Origin of the sequence: Parapedobacter defluvii, from assembly GCF_014642075.1 — a bacterium.
GTDB lineage: Bacteria > Bacteroidota > Bacteroidia > Sphingobacteriales > Sphingobacteriaceae > Parapedobacter > Parapedobacter defluvii.
On record NZ_BMIK01000003.1, the window covers coordinates 1 to 16,139 of the forward strand.

General features: G+C 45.8%; 15 protein-coding genes. 5 read left to right on the plus strand and 10 right to left on the minus strand.

Features of this window, described 5'->3' with window-relative positions:
- Positions 1-40: 40 nt before the first annotated feature.
- The 7 genes from IEX60_RS06395 to IEX60_RS06425 all read right to left on the minus strand — a co-directional run bounded on the left by IEX60_RS06395 (position 41) and on the right by IEX60_RS06425 (position 4,719).
- Positions 41-601: a DUF4934 domain-containing protein gene (locus tag IEX60_RS06395; RefSeq protein ID WP_188748688.1), complete on the minus strand. Its 561-nt coding sequence runs from the start codon at positions 599-601 to the stop codon at positions 41-43.
- Between the two features lie 103 nt (positions 602-704).
- A complete protein-coding gene (locus IEX60_RS06400) occupies positions 705-977 on the minus strand; it encodes a hypothetical protein (RefSeq protein WP_188748689.1) in 273 nt (90 codons plus the stop codon).
- 22 nt (positions 978-999) lie between these two features.
- Entirely contained in the window at positions 1,000-1,392 is a 393-nt protein-coding gene (locus IEX60_RS06405) for a hypothetical protein (protein ID WP_188748692.1), read from the minus strand.
- Between the two features lie 38 nt (positions 1,393-1,430).
- Positions 1,431-1,754 (minus strand): hypothetical protein, encoded by a 324-nt coding sequence (locus tag IEX60_RS06410; protein WP_188748694.1) that lies wholly within the window; start codon positions 1,752-1,754, stop codon positions 1,431-1,433.
- A gap of 66 nt (positions 1,755-1,820) precedes the next feature.
- Positions 1,821-3,281, minus strand: a complete 1,461-nt coding sequence (locus tag IEX60_RS06415) for a hypothetical protein (protein ID WP_229717453.1) — start codon at positions 3,279-3,281, stop codon at positions 1,821-1,823.
- 68 nt (positions 3,282-3,349) lie between these two features.
- Positions 3,350-3,886, minus strand: coding sequence for a tetratricopeptide repeat protein (locus tag IEX60_RS06420; protein WP_188748698.1), 537 nt, complete (start codon positions 3,884-3,886; stop codon positions 3,350-3,352).
- 137 nt (positions 3,887-4,023) lie between these two features.
- Positions 4,024-4,719: an O-antigen ligase family protein gene (locus IEX60_RS06425; protein WP_188748700.1), complete on the minus strand. Its 696-nt coding sequence runs from the start codon at positions 4,717-4,719 to the stop codon at positions 4,024-4,026.
- A 111-nt stretch (positions 4,720-4,830) separates the two neighbouring features.
- Between IEX60_RS06425 and IEX60_RS06430 the strand changes: the two genes are divergently transcribed.
- A complete protein-coding gene (locus tag IEX60_RS06430) occupies positions 4,831-6,903 on the plus strand; it encodes a hypothetical protein (protein WP_188748701.1) in 2,073 nt (690 codons plus the stop codon).
- 26 nt (positions 6,904-6,929) lie between these two features.
- Here the strand turns inward: IEX60_RS06430 and IEX60_RS06435 are convergent, their stop codons facing one another.
- Positions 6,930-7,895 (minus strand): hypothetical protein, encoded by a 966-nt coding sequence (locus IEX60_RS06435; protein ID WP_188748703.1) that lies wholly within the window; start codon positions 7,893-7,895, stop codon positions 6,930-6,932.
- 254 nt (positions 7,896-8,149) lie between these two features.
- Here IEX60_RS06435 and IEX60_RS06440 point away from each other — a divergent pair, with 254 nt between their 5' ends.
- The 4 genes from IEX60_RS06440 (at position 8,150) to IEX60_RS06455 (ending at position 11,438) form a co-directional block, all read left to right on the plus strand.
- Positions 8,150-9,133, plus strand: coding sequence for a hypothetical protein (locus IEX60_RS06440; protein ID WP_188748706.1), 984 nt, complete (start codon positions 8,150-8,152; stop codon positions 9,131-9,133).
- 27 nt (positions 9,134-9,160) lie between these two features.
- On the plus strand, positions 9,161-10,324 hold the full coding sequence (locus IEX60_RS06445) for a hypothetical protein (RefSeq protein ID WP_188748708.1): 1,164 nt from the start codon (positions 9,161-9,163) through the stop codon (positions 10,322-10,324).
- Between the two features lie 121 nt (positions 10,325-10,445).
- A complete protein-coding gene (locus IEX60_RS06450) occupies positions 10,446-10,916 on the plus strand; it encodes a MauE/DoxX family redox-associated membrane protein (RefSeq protein WP_188748711.1) in 471 nt (156 codons plus the stop codon).
- Between the two features lie 147 nt (positions 10,917-11,063).
- Complete coding sequence (locus IEX60_RS06455; protein WP_188748713.1) at positions 11,064-11,438, plus strand: hypothetical protein; 375 nt, start codon at positions 11,064-11,066, stop codon at positions 11,436-11,438.
- Between the two features lie 75 nt (positions 11,439-11,513).
- Here IEX60_RS06455 and IEX60_RS06460 read toward each other — a convergent pair whose 3' ends face one another.
- Together IEX60_RS06460 and IEX60_RS06465 are read right to left on the minus strand one after the other, a co-directional pair.
- Positions 11,514-12,893, minus strand: a complete 1,380-nt coding sequence (locus IEX60_RS06460) for a RagB/SusD family nutrient uptake outer membrane protein (RefSeq protein WP_188748715.1) — start codon at positions 12,891-12,893, stop codon at positions 11,514-11,516.
- A gap of 22 nt (positions 12,894-12,915) precedes the next feature.
- Complete coding sequence (locus tag IEX60_RS06465) at positions 12,916-16,137, minus strand: SusC/RagA family TonB-linked outer membrane protein (RefSeq protein WP_188748717.1); 3,222 nt, start codon at positions 16,135-16,137, stop codon at positions 12,916-12,918.
- Positions 16,138-16,139 lie beyond the last annotated feature (2 nt).

Consider the following 16,139-nt stretch of genomic DNA (forward strand, 5'->3'; position numbering starts at 1 on the left):
CTAAACTTTCTTCTTGATTTCTTCATTCTCAACTGCTAATTTAAACATTTATGCAGTTGTCCAGTATTTGGGGAGTATCACATCCCTCAGATTTACTATGAAAAATGACTTTATTTCCATATCGATTCAGGTCTTCGTATAGTTCATCGTCAATTTTCTTTTCGGAGAGGAATGTTCCATTGAGGTCAAAAAACAGTAGTCTAGAATAGTCGTTGTAAATCAGTATTTGTTCAGATAATTCATCAAATGCGATATCAATGACCGATCGCGACTCTCCAGGGCCCCTTCCTACTCGGTTAATGCTTGATTGGATTTTCCCGGTTTTGGCATCGATAACAAAAACAGTACTGTTGCCACCAGAAAGCAATATGATTCTATCTTTATGTCTAATTACCTTTTTTATATCTGCTATAAGCAAATCATCACCTGTCTCGATCTGTATGACATCGGCAATTTCAAAATGATCCTTAAAGTAACCCGCTATAGACGGCTTATCCGGTGCAGTTAATATGATCTGCTTACGTTCCCTATCCGGTTGATTGGAGGTACAGGACAAAAGTAGGAATAATAAAGCGCAAAAGGGTATAAATGGTTTTATCATGGTATTTTTGAAGGGAGTAGAATAATTTAAGCGGACTAAACAGTTTAAATGAACAAGGGGGCATCATTACTTTGATGCACCCCAAGTTTAATGATTGTTGGCATTAAGCGCCGCCGCAGCCTTGGCTTGAAGGCGTGTAAACGGAGTAATTACCTGGGGTACATTCGAAATCGCCTTCACCCTCGCAGGCTCTGTTGTAGGAAACGACTTTATAGCCCACGCCATCGATACAAGCGTAGCTGCTTCCAGTTTGGGTTATCACAATCTTGCTGACGCCTTGGTCATTTTCATTCTGTGCCAGCGCTTCATCGCTCTTTTTACAGCGAAGAAAGCCTGAATAGTCCCTATATGCTAATCGAGGTTTTTGCAATAACATCGTAAATCCGTTTATACGGCATTCAAAAGTGTTGCCATCTATTTTCCGGATCGTAGGGAACCCGATTGGGTTCGATCTCTTTCCATGATTTATACTCAAAATCAACACTTTGAAATAAATAGTAAGACCATCGCCAAAAACATAATGGATTAATCCGATATAAGCGATAAACTTTTTGATTTTCAGGCGTTGGCTTCATTTCTTCTATAAAGAATTTGATAGACTGTTGACTAAGGCGAGGATTTTTAAATCCAAACGTTTCGTGAACAGTAAAAGATGCATCCGCATTAGAATATTTAAAATGGTCGTTATCTATCTTATATAGGATGTATGCATTTAGTATGGGTAAGTTGCTCAAAAGACCAATAATAAAATAGATTAGGACAAATCTTAACAAATATTTTCTCACTTTCATATCAATTACTGTTATCGTAAATCCGTTTTATACGGCATTTAAAAGTCTTGCCATCTATTTTCCGGATCGTAGGGAACCCGATTGGGTTCAATTTCTTTCCATGATTTATATTCAAAATCAACACTTGTAAATAAATAGTAAGACCACCGCCAAAAACATAATGGATTAATCCGATATAAACGATACAACGTTGAGTTTTCTTTAGAAGGCTTTTCCTCTTCAATAAACCGTTCTATTAGCTTAGGAGAAAAAAAACCGTCCTTAAAGCCAAACCCTTGAATTCTGGTATACGATGCATCTGCATTAGAATATCTAAAATGGTCCCTACCATCAAATAGAACAATAAAATCTTTATTAATCATCGGTAAGTTGGTAATCACAATTATTACACTTAGCACGATCAATATGGGTTTCCATTTCATAGCTATTTAGTTACAATTTGTACTGATAGGTGGTCTTGAAGAAACATTGGACACACCTGAGTCGCCTCCGATTCTTTTTTGATCTAAGTAACCGTACAAACCTGCAGGTGTAGTATAACCAATGTTGCTATTGGGAACATCTAGTTCTTGGCTGCCTGTTTGTGTTGAATTAAAGACCTCAAGAGCGTAATCCGTACAATTATAATCATTTAAGTCGTATAATTTACCGCTTGATGTTAACGCCTGGCTTATGGCATTATTAAATTTGGTGGCAGTTATTGTACGGGTAAGTCTAATATCGCTCCTTCTGAGAAGATTAGAATATTCTTCTCCTATTCCACTTGCTATAGGAAGTTTATTTATTGAAACCCAGGTGTCCACTTTTGGGTAAAAACCAAAACTCAAACGCTGTATATTTGACCCGTTAGATTTCTCAAGCGTGATATAAGCGTGCCCAGGGTCGTCATCGCTAAACGAATACTCCACTGCAGGAGATCCTTGAACAGCGGAATGTACGTGTATTGTTATTTTATATTGTGTAGAACTATTTGATGGAACGGAATTGAAACATTCTATTCTCGATTGAAGATTAATTGAACTTACTGGCGCAACGGCAATGTGATTGGTTGCACTTGCAGAACCACCTCCTCCGGGAGGCCAGGGATCTGGATCCGGATCTGTACCTGGTTCACCTGAGCAGTATGTTTGGCACGTTTGTCCCGTCTGTTGGGTTGAGCATTCAAGCGTAATAATGTTTTCGTCATCCAGATATGACTCACAAACATATTGCCAAATCGGTGTACAAATGTTATAACAGTCAACACTGGCCGGAGACATTGTATCTTCATCTTCCGGTTGAACAATTTCTGCGCTTGCTGACGGGACATAGCTCCTTACAACCACTCCATCCTCTATACGCAGCACACGGATCACCTCCATATCAATACTGCGATATTCCAGATATCCGCTGAAGCGGTCCTGCATTTTCCTGATTGTGTTCAGTCCCATCTCTGCTTTCCGCTCCATAAGGTATGCTTTATCCGGGATATAGGTCAATAGCCGTTCTTCCATCTTTCCAGAAGCATTCTTAAAAAAGAGTAGCCGCTGCATACTCCATTCACCCACCGACTCGTCTGGCTCATACTTTACACTATCAGCCGGAAAACGATACAACGCTATCTGCTTCCTTTTCGTCGAGGCCGGTACCTCCACATACCTTTTCCCCCGCTGTTCCGACTGGTACGCCCTAGACCATAGCAATTCCGTTAAAGTGGAGTCGAGCACCGGATTGGAACGTTTAGCTACCGATCTAGTAAGTTTGCGATAATGTGATTCGGCTACTTCAAGGCTGAGTTCTCTGGAATCATCTTCCGTTGACTCGAAGCCTATATCATTTTTCTGACACCCAACCGCTATAAGCACCGTCAGTAGCAATAATCGTGTTTGTGTGATTTTCATCTGATACATAATTTTGGTTTAATAATTAGTGTTTTCTACATACAGTTTCACCCCGATTACTACATAATTTAGAAGATTCATAACCGCTGTTCAATTTTTTCCAACTCAGTAGTCACCGAGGTACGGATTTTATCTACTTCTGGGGAAGGTATTTTGATAGGTAACCTCAAAATACCTTGTCCTTCCTCAAGCGCATCATGCCACCGTTCTGTTTGGGCATAATAAAGAAAGAGGCTTTTCCGGGTTCCAAACCGATTAGGAACCATAAATACTGCACGCTTGAAAGCATGCTCAGCATTTTCTGTATCTTGTAATGCTAGATAACTTTGACCTAAAAGCTCATAAAGTCGGTTGGACGGTTGTTGATAGATTGCTTTACATAAAACATCAACTGCCTCCTTATAGTCTTCATTTTTAATCAATTGATATGCATAAAAGGTAAGATAAGGAACATGATTACCCATTGACTCCGAAAGATCATTCAGCATCTCCAAACCTTCATTCATAAAACCGGCATGGCATAGTCTTTGGGCCTCTTTCCATTGCTCCTCAACTTTACTCATCCAGAAAAATTGATGATAATTAGCAGCAACAAATGAGCCTATTCCCAGCACGGCTAAAATTAAATATGTTGAATTCTGAGACTTATTTAGACCATCGAGACTATAATACAGTATTACAAGTATGAATATGAGTACAAGCAATTGAATGATCGACCTTTCTATGATATGGGTAAAAAGTGCAGCTACGGCTAACGCGACCAAGGTTGTAAAGGAAAATACCAGTAATCAGGCATATTTCTTCCGTATTTTTTAAACAGAAAAATAACTAACCTGATAACCACAGCTGAAATCGAAAGAAAAACTGCAATTCCGACCAATCCCTTTTCAACCATGAACTGCCAGTAGTCATTAAAAGCAAAATAAGTATTATCCGCAAGTAGCAGTTCTTTTTCCGTAAATTTACCCTTCTCGAAGTAGTCAGCCTGATATTGTAGGAAAGTAGACTTAAAGCGTCCTTCCCCTACGCCAAAAGCGTAATTATCAGAAAATATAACGGACGAAATCTTATAGACTAACATCCTTCCCGCTGAAGAATCGGTTTTAAAAAGAAATATAAGTGCTAATAACAAACAAGGGATAAATATTGAGATTCCATAAAAGACTTTTTGGAGACCCAATTTGGCGCGAAACCTCGAATATAGAAACAACAGTACCAAGCTTACGGTAAAACCAACTATAAGCGCCCTGCTTCCCACATAGACACTTCCCGTAAGGAGTATGGCATGTATAAGGATGCTTATTTGTTCTGGTTTATTTATTAGTATCTGCATAGTAAACGCGAAGCTATCAACACAAAACAAATATAGCACTATTAGTTGCAGCCCACTGCCTGATAAGAATTGAGTAAGAATTGACATGACCAACTTCAATCGTTGTTTATTCATAGTTTTATTTCTTTAAACCAAAATAGCAACAATACAGGTTGCATTAACATTGGAACTGCAGACGCTGGGTTTTTGGGCAAACTAAGTTTAATTAGGTATTAAATTTTTGACATGATAGTTGGTGATATATTTGGAAAACTGATGTGCTTCACGAGTGCCGTCTGCCTTTCTATGAGCGGATGCCACTCAAATCATACGCATCCAGCGGAGGTGATGGAGGTATTGAAATCAGCAGGAAGAAATCGTAATCAATTAAGTCAGGTATTGAATCACTACTCTAAGGATCCATCCGATAGTCTTAAATATCAAGCCGCTTGCTTTCTCATTTCCGGAATGAAGGAGAGGTATTCTTCCTATCTGTTGAATGACGTTCCTCCGATAGTCCGCAAAGCGTATGTCGCGATGGATTCAGCTGTCAGGTCCAATTACTTCAACCCTTATTGGGGAGATACAGACACTAAAATCGATTCTGTGCACCTGATTTATTCGGATTCTATTGCTACTTCACTATCGACAGGTAGCGTTTATAATTCAGGTATACAGTATGGTAATCATTTAGACCCTTTAACTATAGAATCAAAATGGCTGATAGATCATATCGAGAATTCATTTTATGTATGGAACACTTCTAAGCTTGCTAACGGGCTCGATTTTGACGAATTTAAAGAACTGATTTTGCCCTATCGATATCGTAATGAAGCGCTTGATTTAACGTCGTCAAAATACCGTGAGTTGTATTGGGATATCATCCAAGCAGATTCTTCCATAGATTTAGAATCGATTGTTAACAAGCTAAATACCTACTCGACGAAGATGAGTTGCATAGAAAAGACTGGGCCTCATATAGGTAACTTTGCATTCTACGATTTAATGCACTTTAATACGCTGGGATGCGATAGGCATTCGGAATGGATGTGCAGGGTACTGAATGCATGCGGTGTTCCGGCAGCATTGGACTTTACCCCTTCGTGGAAAAATAGAAACCGTGGGCATTTTTGGGTTTCTGTAAGAGACAAAACCGGCAATTACCATCCCTTTACGCCTATGTGGCAACCATTACACGACTCTATATATTTTTCTGAAACCTCAAAGGTATTTAGGCTAACCTATACGAAACAGTCAAATCCTGCTACCTTAAATAAGGATGGAGAAGAAATTCCTTCAGCATTCTCTAACCCTCGCATACTGGATGTCACAGAATTATATCATAAAGTTACTAATTTGACCATTCCTGTAAATCAAACCGGAAACCGCAGAGAGCTGGGATACTTGTCAATTTTTAGTCCCGATGGATGGAAACCCATAGGGTGGGGAAAGTATGTTAATAAAAACAGTGCTCTTTTCTTCGAAAAAGTTCCGGTTTCTACCATCTACGCATCTGGTTTACAAGTAGATGGTCAGATTACTCCTAACACCCACCCTTTTTATGTTCAGGAGGATGGCCAGATTGTATATATCGTTCCGGATTCAACCAAGCGGATAGATATTCATGTAAAAAGGAAATTTCATGAGAAGGGACATCTCATTGAGATGATGGAGAAAATGATTGGAACCAAAGTGCTGGCTTCAACTACTATAGATTTTTCGGATTTTGACACTTTACATATCCTAACGCGCCAGGATTTGTCTGCTATGAGTACTAAATCAATACCAATGAAGTTAAAAAAAGCATACCGTTACATTCGACTAATTCCCGAAGGTGAAAACGAACTAAATCTAACGGGTTTAAAAATATTTGCAAAATCTTCACAGGATTTCGAATCTAAAAGTATAAAATACAAGCCTTTGACAAATGACAATCGCTATGATGAGCTTCAAAACGACAATCCCGACACTTTTACTACTTTAAAAGTACTCGAAATAGATCTGATGCTACCTATGTTAATAGATGCTATTGAAATAACGCCAAGAAATTCAAATAATGGAATAGTACCTGGAGATACCTATGAGCTACTTTATTTTGACAAGCACTGGATTTCCGCGGGAATAACGCTTGCGTCAACTAATTCACTAACTTTTAAAAATATACCTGCCAATACATTGTACTGGCTTAGAAATCTAGACAGAGGAAGAGAAGAACAGGCTTTTCTTTATAATGGAGAAAGGCAAATTTTCATCAATGAAGACAACTACATCAACAATTCATGGGTACCATTTGGGGAATGCATGAAAGAACTTTATTAGTTCTCAGAAGAACCCTGTCACCTCATCTACCCACGCTCAATACCAACCCGACTAAGCACCCATCCTTTTATTTGGGTCGCATAGTCTTCCGATACTGTTACAGTCTCATCATCGGGAAATAGGGTCAATTCCAACTGTGCCCCGTGTGATACACAGCGCTTAAGCCGATGTTGTGGAATAGCCCGGTTACGGCCGACCTTACGGAAATATCCGGCAGTAACAATCTCCACTTCCTTTAGGGACCGTTGTTTTGCCGTTTCCTTATCCTTGCCTTCCCTACAGATGAATACCATGTGTGCCTTCAACACAAACTCCGAGATATCACGGTAGTCCAGCAATTCGGTTTTAAACGGTGTGACATGCTGATATTTGCCATCCAATGGACTATCGGATAATAAGTCCGTCTTTTTGTCAAGAGTTGCTTTTCTATCCGGATGCACGGGATGGTCGGCAGAGCGCTGTCTTGACAGCTTAATTAAGCGCAGCCCCTGCTGCGCTTTCCGCTGCAAACGACGGCACAACGCAATAAAATACGCACACATGTATGCGATGTTGAAAGACAGCCCGAACGACAGCACAAGCACGGCAGCCGTTTCCCTGAAATCCGGGTTGGCACCGACCAAAGGCGCAAGCTGCGGCAAAGCCAGCACCGACCGGGCCAACCCATACACAAGTAAAACAGGTACCAACCAACAACAGAACAATTGGAACACCAATCGGCTGTTCGGAAAACCCGGCCAGGGAAACCGACGGTCCAACCATATCGTAAAGACTTTTATCCAAGCCAAACCTACATAGGCAATAAAAAAGTAAATGGCCACCAACGCGAGAAAATTTGTTGTCTGAGTCTCCTCTCCAGCTCCCCTGGGATAAGCAGCTAAACCGGTTGCAACAGCCGCTATCAAAGCCGTAACAAAGCGCCACGGCTCATCTTGGTACCGGATGGCCAGTTGCCTGTTGATACGTTTGGTACGGGTAAAACGTGGTCTCATAATGGTTACCTTAGTACAAACTTACCACTGCCTTCCCGTAAATGCAACCCATCCATCTGCCGTATCTAAGGTTAACCATCGGATTCCCTGTAAAAAAAATGGTGAACATCAAGCTCAGTGTGCATATTTCCCCCTTCCCTGCCGGAAATTCCACCTTCGGTGCAAATTCATCGAATTTGCTGAATCAACATCTGTCATCGCCGGATTACCATCCGTTTTGTTGTAAGTTTATCTGAATAAAAAAAGAGATCGGTATGAAGAATGTACATCGTCCCACGGCCACCTTTTCCGCACTGTTATTGATTGGTTCAGGGCTATTTGTCTGGACTGCGGTGCTATTGGCCCGCTTCTGGTACGCTGAATTTGCAACGAGGTATACAGACAATGTCGTGTCCATCAAAATCGGACAGGCCATCGCTTCTGTTATCTTTCTCAGCATCGTATGCGCGTTACTTTTAACTTCGTTGTGGCTCGTCAGTGTGGTAAGCGGTTGGCGGCCCTCCATATCGTATCCGCCGATAGTAGGAGAAGCCTACCGGGGAGCAGATAAGCTGATTGGTCTCCGCGGTAAAGACAGCATTGGGTTTCATTTGCTGTTAGCCGGATGTCTCGGATCGTTTTGGATATTTTTCCTGCAAGATTCGCTGTGGATAACCATAAGCTGGAGCCTCTTACTCCCGGCATTAGCAGCTGTTGTACCCTATACACCCGAAAGCCGGTATTATCCAAGAATGCTACTTTGCTGCTGTGTATTGATGATGATGGCAGGCATGAAAGCCCAGGTACTGTACGGCGGTTCGCTGCTATATTTCTTTTCCGCTTTTTGGCTTTCCATGCTGATTACCCTCCCTGCTGTACTGACAATCGTCTGGATCAAAGTATCCACCACCGGCGAGCGTCACTGGCATTGGCGCCTGCTCCTCTCCCTTCCTGTGGGCTGTTTTATTGCCTTCTTCTATGCGGGGCCGATACTGGCGTTTTTCAACGTACATCTCGATCCGCAACAAACAAGCCGGGTATATCCCGCGGTGGTGACGCAGAAATGCGCCCCCCACGAAGCACCATTATTGCGTGTGGAGGTGATCTATGAAGGCAAAAAAGCCGAACACCTCATTGACTTCCGCCCGGAAGTGTTCGAAAACAGTGTGGATGGCGACACGGTCGACGTACGGATTTATAACGGCTACTTCGGCTGGCCATGGTTTAAAGCAGCACAGGACGAACCATTGCGACATTAATGACCTTTGCACTTAGCCACTTGGAGCATGGAAATCACCGAAAGCCATATCAAGGAACTCCGGCAGTTCGTTTACGGACTGGCAACAACACCATTCCATCCATTGGCCCCGCATCATCTCCATCGCCTCAACGAGTGGATAGCCAACGGCAAACAGGCGTTGATGCACACCATTGCTCATCTCGCGGCATCGCCCGTACACGAAGGCAGGGCCGATGAACAGCTCGTTGCTTGTCTCCTGGCCGTTGTCAATTTGGCCAACCGCACCTACCACACGATGCAGAATCAACAGGCAGGCCATCCCCAGCAACAGCAATTGCTCGCTTTGGTACTTTCCGGCATGCACGAACTGATCGACTACGCCGAATTTGAATGCGGAGGCCAATTCCCGAAAGCGATCCCCATACCCACGAGCCTATTCCTTTCCCGGAAAAACAACATCCAGCGCAGATCCGATGCGGCCCTCCGTGCACTGGCCGGAAAGGATGTCTCCCCCGGCCTACTGGATGTACTCACCCGCTACCTCTCGGAGTTCCCCCTGCGCACGGGTATGACCTTCGCCCAAGAAGCCTATCACCGGAAATTGTGCAACAGTATCTGTTCATGGCTTACCGACAATACAGACGAAAGCGACGAATCCATCCTCCACCGGTTGCTGTGCTATTTCAATTTCAACCGCATGGACTACTTTGACCATCTGCGTCAGCAATTTCAACAGTTGGTATTATCACCCGAAAGCTATGAAGTGCGCCTCACCGCGCTCCGGGAAGCATCCATCTTCCGGAAAACGCTGCTGCATGGCGTTAAATGGGCTTACGACCCCGGCCGTCCCGAAACCGTTTACCAGCATGCCAACACGCTGTTGGAAAATGTCATCGAGCAGGTCGAAAACGAACAGCGCACAATTGCCAAACCAACTACCGACTACCTGCAATTCACATTTGACCAGGGGGCCTGGTCGGTATTGCTGGATATATTAATGGAAAAAAAGCACTTCGGCGAGAAAACCAGTCGCCGCAAGGTAGCCTATTTCCTAGCCGGGCATTTCCGCACGGAACAAAACATGCCCCTCAACCCGGAAGTGCTCCGTCGATCCGACTACCCCCATTCCAGCAAAGATATTGCCGCCCTGGCTGCCTTTGCCGAGGAATGCCTCGATTGGCTCAAGGCCAACCACCCGCATCTCTTCTAATTTCCAGCACCTCATTTTTCCAACTTTTTTGCCAACGCATTGGAAAGGAATGCCCGCTTTTGCGGGCTATACTTGCAATGACAGGACAACAAATTATAGAAAAAAATAAAAGAGTCAGAAGATGAAAACAGAAAAAAACATACGATCCATCGCTTACGCCTTCACCGCCCTCTGGGGCTATGCAGGCACCGTCAAACTCATTAGTTGGACACAGAGTCGGGCGGAGATGCACAAACAGCCTTTCCCAGAGACGGTGGCAGACGTCTTCTTCTGGGCTATTCCGTTACTGGAACTGGGCATTGTGGTACTGCTCCTCGTTCCCAAACTGCGGCTGTGGGGCCTGCGTGCCTCACTGGCGCTGATCACGGTGTTTACCTTATACCTTGCCCTCGTACTGGGCAGGGCTTTCGGCTCCATACCCTGTGCCTGCGGAGGCATCCTCAGCGGCATGGGGCATGCGGCACATCTCGTATTCAACAGCTTTTTTGTCATCCTAGGATGCATCGCGATGGTATTGGCCCGTAAAGGCCGGCACGGGGATATCGCGAACCCCGGTGTCCGCAGGAAGGAGGGTAGGGTTTTCAGTGGATGAGCCAGCCGAGCAGGGAGCCAGCCTCCCCTGCGATCGTCAAACGGAGTATCCCGGCAGCTGTGGGCAAGAGGGGCAGCACGCCGGCAGGTCAAGTGCACGGACCTGTGTAAATCATGCACACGTAAACGTTTTTAATACTTTTCAGTTATGATAAAGTTATTTAAAAATAAGGTTGATTTCACCGGCGTAGCCGTGTTGCTGATGGCGTTTTTCGTAGCTGTAGGTTTCAAAGCTGCAGAACGTTACCAAGGGCCTGATTGGTATGCCGTTACGGTAACTGATCCGTCACAGCCCAATAGCGAGGCTTTTCAGCAAATCCAGGGGTTATATCCAGGTGGAACACCTACCACTCCTTGTGACCAACCTACCGCAGACACCGTTTGCGCGGTTCAACTCACACTCGGAGAGGATGAGAGCCTGACATTTCGCGTCACGATCCAAGCCGTGAGGGATATGATCGACGATGACAATGCAGACATCTCGATAGGTTCCAAGTTGTATAAACCAGAAGACGAGGATTAAGTTCTGTATGATTGTTTTATCGGGCTGGTACCATCGATTAGCCCCGCACTTTTTCTAAAGTTGCGGGGCTAATTTTCATCGAGCATTCTGGATAAGCCCACTTAAATCCACTTCATTGTCCGGTATGGGCCATACCCACCTAGGGTCATTGGGTGGCAATTCATAACGCTGACCATCAATGACACGGACCACCGTCCTGGCCAACCGGGGTTCTTTATTCAGGCGACGAAGGTCCTCCCACCGTGTTCCCCGCATAAACAGTTCCTTCCTCCGCTCAAGCAATATGATATCCAACGCTTCCTCAGCGTTAGAAGCGGTTAATGGTACAAATTGATTCCGGTCGTAACGATGGGCAAGAAGTTCGTTGAGATCTTCCATCGCCGCGGGCACATCTCCCGATCTCGCGCGGCATTCCGCCCGCATGAGCCACAATTCACTGCTTGTAAGTCCCGAAAAATAACCTGCGCTGCCCAGGTAAGAGCCCTTAAACAGTACACGACCATCGTCGTTGTCATAAAAATATGCGCTGCGACGCAGATCCTCCGGCGAATATGACTTTAAAAGGACGGAATCCGCATTAAATCTTCCGGTCGCAAGTAACGTCAGCGAAGTGGGGCGAGAATAAAACAGTACCTCCGGATTATTCTGACCATAATCCGCCGGAAAGGGATACCTGGCTGCGGTATCCACTTCGTTGAAATCGACCAACTCACCCCCTGATTCCAACCCGATGCTAACATAGTGTTCCACATTTTCATAACTACCCCTTTGCAGAAAAACCCTTCCCAAGAGCACGCAAGCGGCCGCTTTCGATGGTCGATGCTTGTTTGCCGCCGTATGGGGCAATAAGTTTATTGCGGTCTCCAAATCGCTAACGATTTGACGATAAGTTGCCTCAAGCGATCCCCTAGTACTCGGTGTGGAGACATCGTAGTCCAACCGCAAAGGAATTCCCAGATCGGCGTTAGCGGAAACAGGATCATAAGGCTTGCAGAAAAGCTGCACCAAATGATAAAAATTCAATGCCCGGAAAAATAAAGCACTGCCGATAACGTTGTCCCATGCTTGCCGTTCAGAGGGTTCGGGTGTGATATCCCGCACGCCAAGTGCCATGTTTGCATATAATATCCGCTGATAGGCTTGGTTCCAATCCTGTACCTCCGCGCCTTCGTAAACTTCTTTCGCCCAAACGTAGCCATTACGCTGGAAAGGTTGTGAAAGCGTAGACAGCCTGCCGTCAAGCAGGTAATACTCATCGGAGCCTATCAATGCCAGGCCCACGGAAGATGCCTCGTTCATTACCAATTGATAATCCAATATCGCCTGATAATCGGCTATTGTGGCCGGAACAACCTGTTTGGCGTCCTGTTTTATATTTAGAAAAGTCTTCCCGCATGAAAGCAGGCAGACAAGCGGCAATAAAGCCACTATGCTCCAGTTTATCGATTTCTTCATATGTAATCAGCGTTAGAAATAGCTAAATAGTCAGTTGAAGCCCCAATGCGACCGTACGCGGCGCCGGAAACTCCGCATCCGCAAAATCGGGGTCTATGCCGTCCCGGTTGGCTTTCCATAAAACACCCAGGTTACGGGCATAAGCATAAAACCTGATACGCTGAAAAGGAATGCCTAAACGCCGTGCGTCCAGCGTGTAAGAGAGACTGACATCCTGCAACCGGATGAGATCCCCGCTTGATATAAGCGCCTGTGTATACCGATAGGCATATGATCCGGCCAATGTATTTGCGCCGGCCCCAGTAGGCACGTTGGTATGTTTTTCGTCCCCCGGTTGCTGCCAGCGTTTGAAATAATCCATATGATAATCCACCGCCCCGTGGGTTTCATATTCCCTGCCCGGAAACATCGACCCCCTCCGGAAAACATACCCCGCTTTCCAGCTGATCAGTGCGCTTAATGAAATGCCCCGCCAACTGAAATCATTCCGAATGGATCCGTGATAAGGAGGAACACTTACCCCGGCTACCAGCAATTGATCCGGCGTAAATGCATCCCAATAAGCCCTGTAGTCCGTGCTTTGCTCATCACCCACGTATATTACGGGCAATCCGGAATTATGGTCAAGTCCATGCCATGGCTGTGCGTAGACGACATCCCTGCTCCGGCCGATGACCGGCGGTGTGGTGGAAGGATTAAAGTAGCTCCCGAGTTCCAGCGTCTCATTGGTATTGTAGTGCGTGATTTCATTACGCACATAGTTGGCTAAAACCGTAGTCTGCCATGAAAACGCACCCTGGACGTTAACGGACGTCAACTGGAAATCCAATCCGTGGGTCTGGAGGTTCGCATAGTTGATCAGGTTCGTGTTGCTGGCCAGTCCCCCGGTGATAATCCCTGTGCTTGGAGCCAGGTAATCGGCACCGATCAGGTCACTGGCATATTTGATGTAGTAATCAGCGCTTCCGCTGAACCGTTTATTCTTGGTCGAAAAATCCAGTCCGATATTCAGCGTATTCACCTGCTCCCAGCGGAGTGACGGATTGCCCGCGCTACTGATCCATGCATTCTGCAGACCTGTAATCCAATCGGGCCCGGCGTGGAAAATCGTAGGATATGTGCTCACCCGTTTGTTGATGTTGCCGGCGCTGCCATAGGTTACCCGCCAACGTAAATAGGGAATTAGCTCAAACCGATAAAACCCTTCTTTACTGGTCTCCCAGCTGAAACCTGCCGACCACAATGGCGTCCCTTTTTGGTTTGTCTTAACGCCGAACAGGTTACTGCCATCCCAGCGAGCCGATGCGGATAGGATATAACGTTGGCCATAACCATAACTCATGTTCGCGAAATATGACAGATAGCGATCGGTGTACCGATTCCGTGCAACCGAAGGGGGACTCACCCGCGCCCGTCCGATGGGTCTGATTTCATAATTCTGCGTATAGTTATAGTTTGCCGACCCCGTCAGGAGCTCGCTATCGTAGTTATAAATCGTATAACCAGGATACTGCTCCTGAACACGTTGCCTGGCTTCGCCTCCCAATAATGCAACCAGTTCATGTACGCCACCGAATTCACGCCGGTAATTCAACTGCCCTCTTCCGGAATGCGAAGTGGTCGGAACTTCAGAGCCGCCCACCAATATTCCCCCGTGCGGGATGACTGTCGAACCGTTCGGTTGTGTAAACCGGTTAACCAAATTTCTTACATAGTAACTCTCCGGATCGTAGTAACTTGTACTACGGCCATTGTCCTGCACATATTGGTAGCTGGCCTCAACGGAAAAACCGATCTTCGTATTGAAGCGCAATCGGCCGTTCAGCCTCAGCTGGTTGGCAAGGGAACTATGGTCGGCAAGCCGTATTTCATCCAATGGCCGGTACTGCCAATCCAACAACCCACTTGCTGACTCTGATTCGGCATATGGCAATCGGTATTCATGTATGATGGGAAGCGGTGCCCCGTTTTCATCTGCCAATCGGATATAGGGCGACAGGTAGACTGCCCCTCCTCCGCGCAGGTTACTTAGTGTAAGCCCATTATTGGTACCGGTTGATTGGGTATACCACCCCCCGACGCTTAGTTCCAGTTCTTCTATTGGCTTGAAGGTGTTTTGCAGGCTTAGGTTTAGCCTGCTGTTGCCATTTCCGATCACTTCAGACCGGTTTTTATCGTATCCGCTTGATAGGTAATAACTGTAATTTTCGCCGCCACCGCTCACATTCAATGCGTACTGTTGGTAAAGCGACTGCTGATAGAGATATCTCAGGGCTTCTTCCCTCACATCGGTATTGCGCAGGACGGTTTCCATTGAATAGAACTCTTCCTCGGATAGTTCTCCTTCATCACGCTTAATCAGGAGTTCGACGTATTCAGGAAAAGGTGATTGGTTTTCAGTCGGAAGATAATGCCCCCCTTGCTTGTACTTTTCCTCTTCAATCTGCATCACCACATCGCTGGGAAGCCTGCGCTGGGAGTAGAAAAGATCCGGTTTATCCCCCACCGTCACGTTGCTGTTGAATGAGATATGGGACCGCCGGTTGTAATGTCCTTGTTTGGTCGTGATGACAATGACCCCGTTACCAGCGCGTGCTCCCCAAATACTGGATGCGGCAGCGTCCTTAAGCACGGTCACGCTCTCGATGTCGTTCGGGTTGATGGCATTGATATCGCCTTCATAAGGGAAGTTATCCACCACGATAAGCGGTTCTTCGCTGGACTCGATGGTGGCCAACCCGCGCACACGGATATCTGAGGGAGACGTGCCGTTTGCCTGCGTAAACTGCACGCCGGAGGCAATGCCTTCCAAGCGTTGCAGAATGTTGCCGCCCACGGAACGGTTCAACACGCTGTTATCCACATGGGTGAAACTGCCCGTAACACGTTCCCTGGGCACCCGGTAGAATCCGGTATTGACTTCCACTTCCTCCAGGGTGTTTTCAACGCGTTCCAGGATTATCAGAAGCGGCTGTGGCATACCCGGGGTGACGGGGATGCGCGTTTCCCGGAAGGACATATGTGTGATGATCAGGGTATCGTTGGCCGATGGCAGGGCGATGCGGAAATATCCATTGGCATCCGACACGGTCGTTCTCGCTGCTTTCTCCAGCCGGACCCCGGCCCCTTGGAGCATTTCTCCCGACTGAGCTCGGATCTCCCCTTCGAGCACCGTCTGTGCCGAAAGGGGCAGCCAGCATACTGAGAATAGTATGATACAAAAGATGATTCTTAGGCTTTTCATAT

Excerpts from the sequence above, each read along its gene's own strand:
- IEX60_RS06395 (WP_188748688.1), bottom strand. The coding sequence starts at position 601 with ATGATAAAACCATTTATACCCTTTTGCGCTTTATTATTCCTACTTTTG.
- IEX60_RS06400 (WP_188748689.1), bottom strand. The coding sequence starts at position 977 with ATGTTATTGCAAAAACCTCGATTAGCATATAGGGACTATTCAGGCTTT.
- IEX60_RS06405 (WP_188748692.1), bottom strand. The coding sequence starts at position 1,392 with ATGAAAGTGAGAAAATATTTGTTAAGATTTGTCCTAATCTATTTTATT.
- IEX60_RS06410 (WP_188748694.1), bottom strand. The coding sequence starts at position 1,754 with ATGATTAATAAAGATTTTATTGTTCTATTTGATGGTAGGGACCATTTT.
- IEX60_RS06415 (WP_229717453.1), bottom strand. The coding sequence starts at position 3,281 with ATGTATCAGATGAAAATCACACAAACACGATTATTGCTACTGACGGTG.
- IEX60_RS06425 (WP_188748700.1), bottom strand. The coding sequence starts at position 4,719 with ATGAATAAACAACGATTGAAGTTGGTCATGTCAATTCTTACTCAATTC.
- IEX60_RS06430 (WP_188748701.1), top strand. The coding sequence starts at position 4,831 with ATGATAGTTGGTGATATATTTGGAAAACTGATGTGCTTCACGAGTGCC.
- IEX60_RS06435 (WP_188748703.1), bottom strand. The coding sequence starts at position 7,895 with ATGAGACCACGTTTTACCCGTACCAAACGTATCAACAGGCAACTGGCC.
- IEX60_RS06440 (WP_188748706.1), top strand. The coding sequence starts at position 8,150 with ATGAAGAATGTACATCGTCCCACGGCCACCTTTTCCGCACTGTTATTG.
- IEX60_RS06445 (WP_188748708.1), top strand. The coding sequence starts at position 9,161 with ATGGAAATCACCGAAAGCCATATCAAGGAACTCCGGCAGTTCGTTTAC.
- IEX60_RS06450 (WP_188748711.1), top strand. The coding sequence starts at position 10,446 with ATGAAAACAGAAAAAAACATACGATCCATCGCTTACGCCTTCACCGCC.
- IEX60_RS06455 (WP_188748713.1), top strand. The coding sequence starts at position 11,064 with ATGATAAAGTTATTTAAAAATAAGGTTGATTTCACCGGCGTAGCCGTG.
- IEX60_RS06460 (WP_188748715.1), bottom strand. The coding sequence starts at position 12,893 with ATGAAGAAATCGATAAACTGGAGCATAGTGGCTTTATTGCCGCTTGTC.
- IEX60_RS06465 (WP_188748717.1), bottom strand. The coding sequence starts at position 16,137 with ATGAAAAGCCTAAGAATCATCTTTTGTATCATACTATTCTCAGTATGC.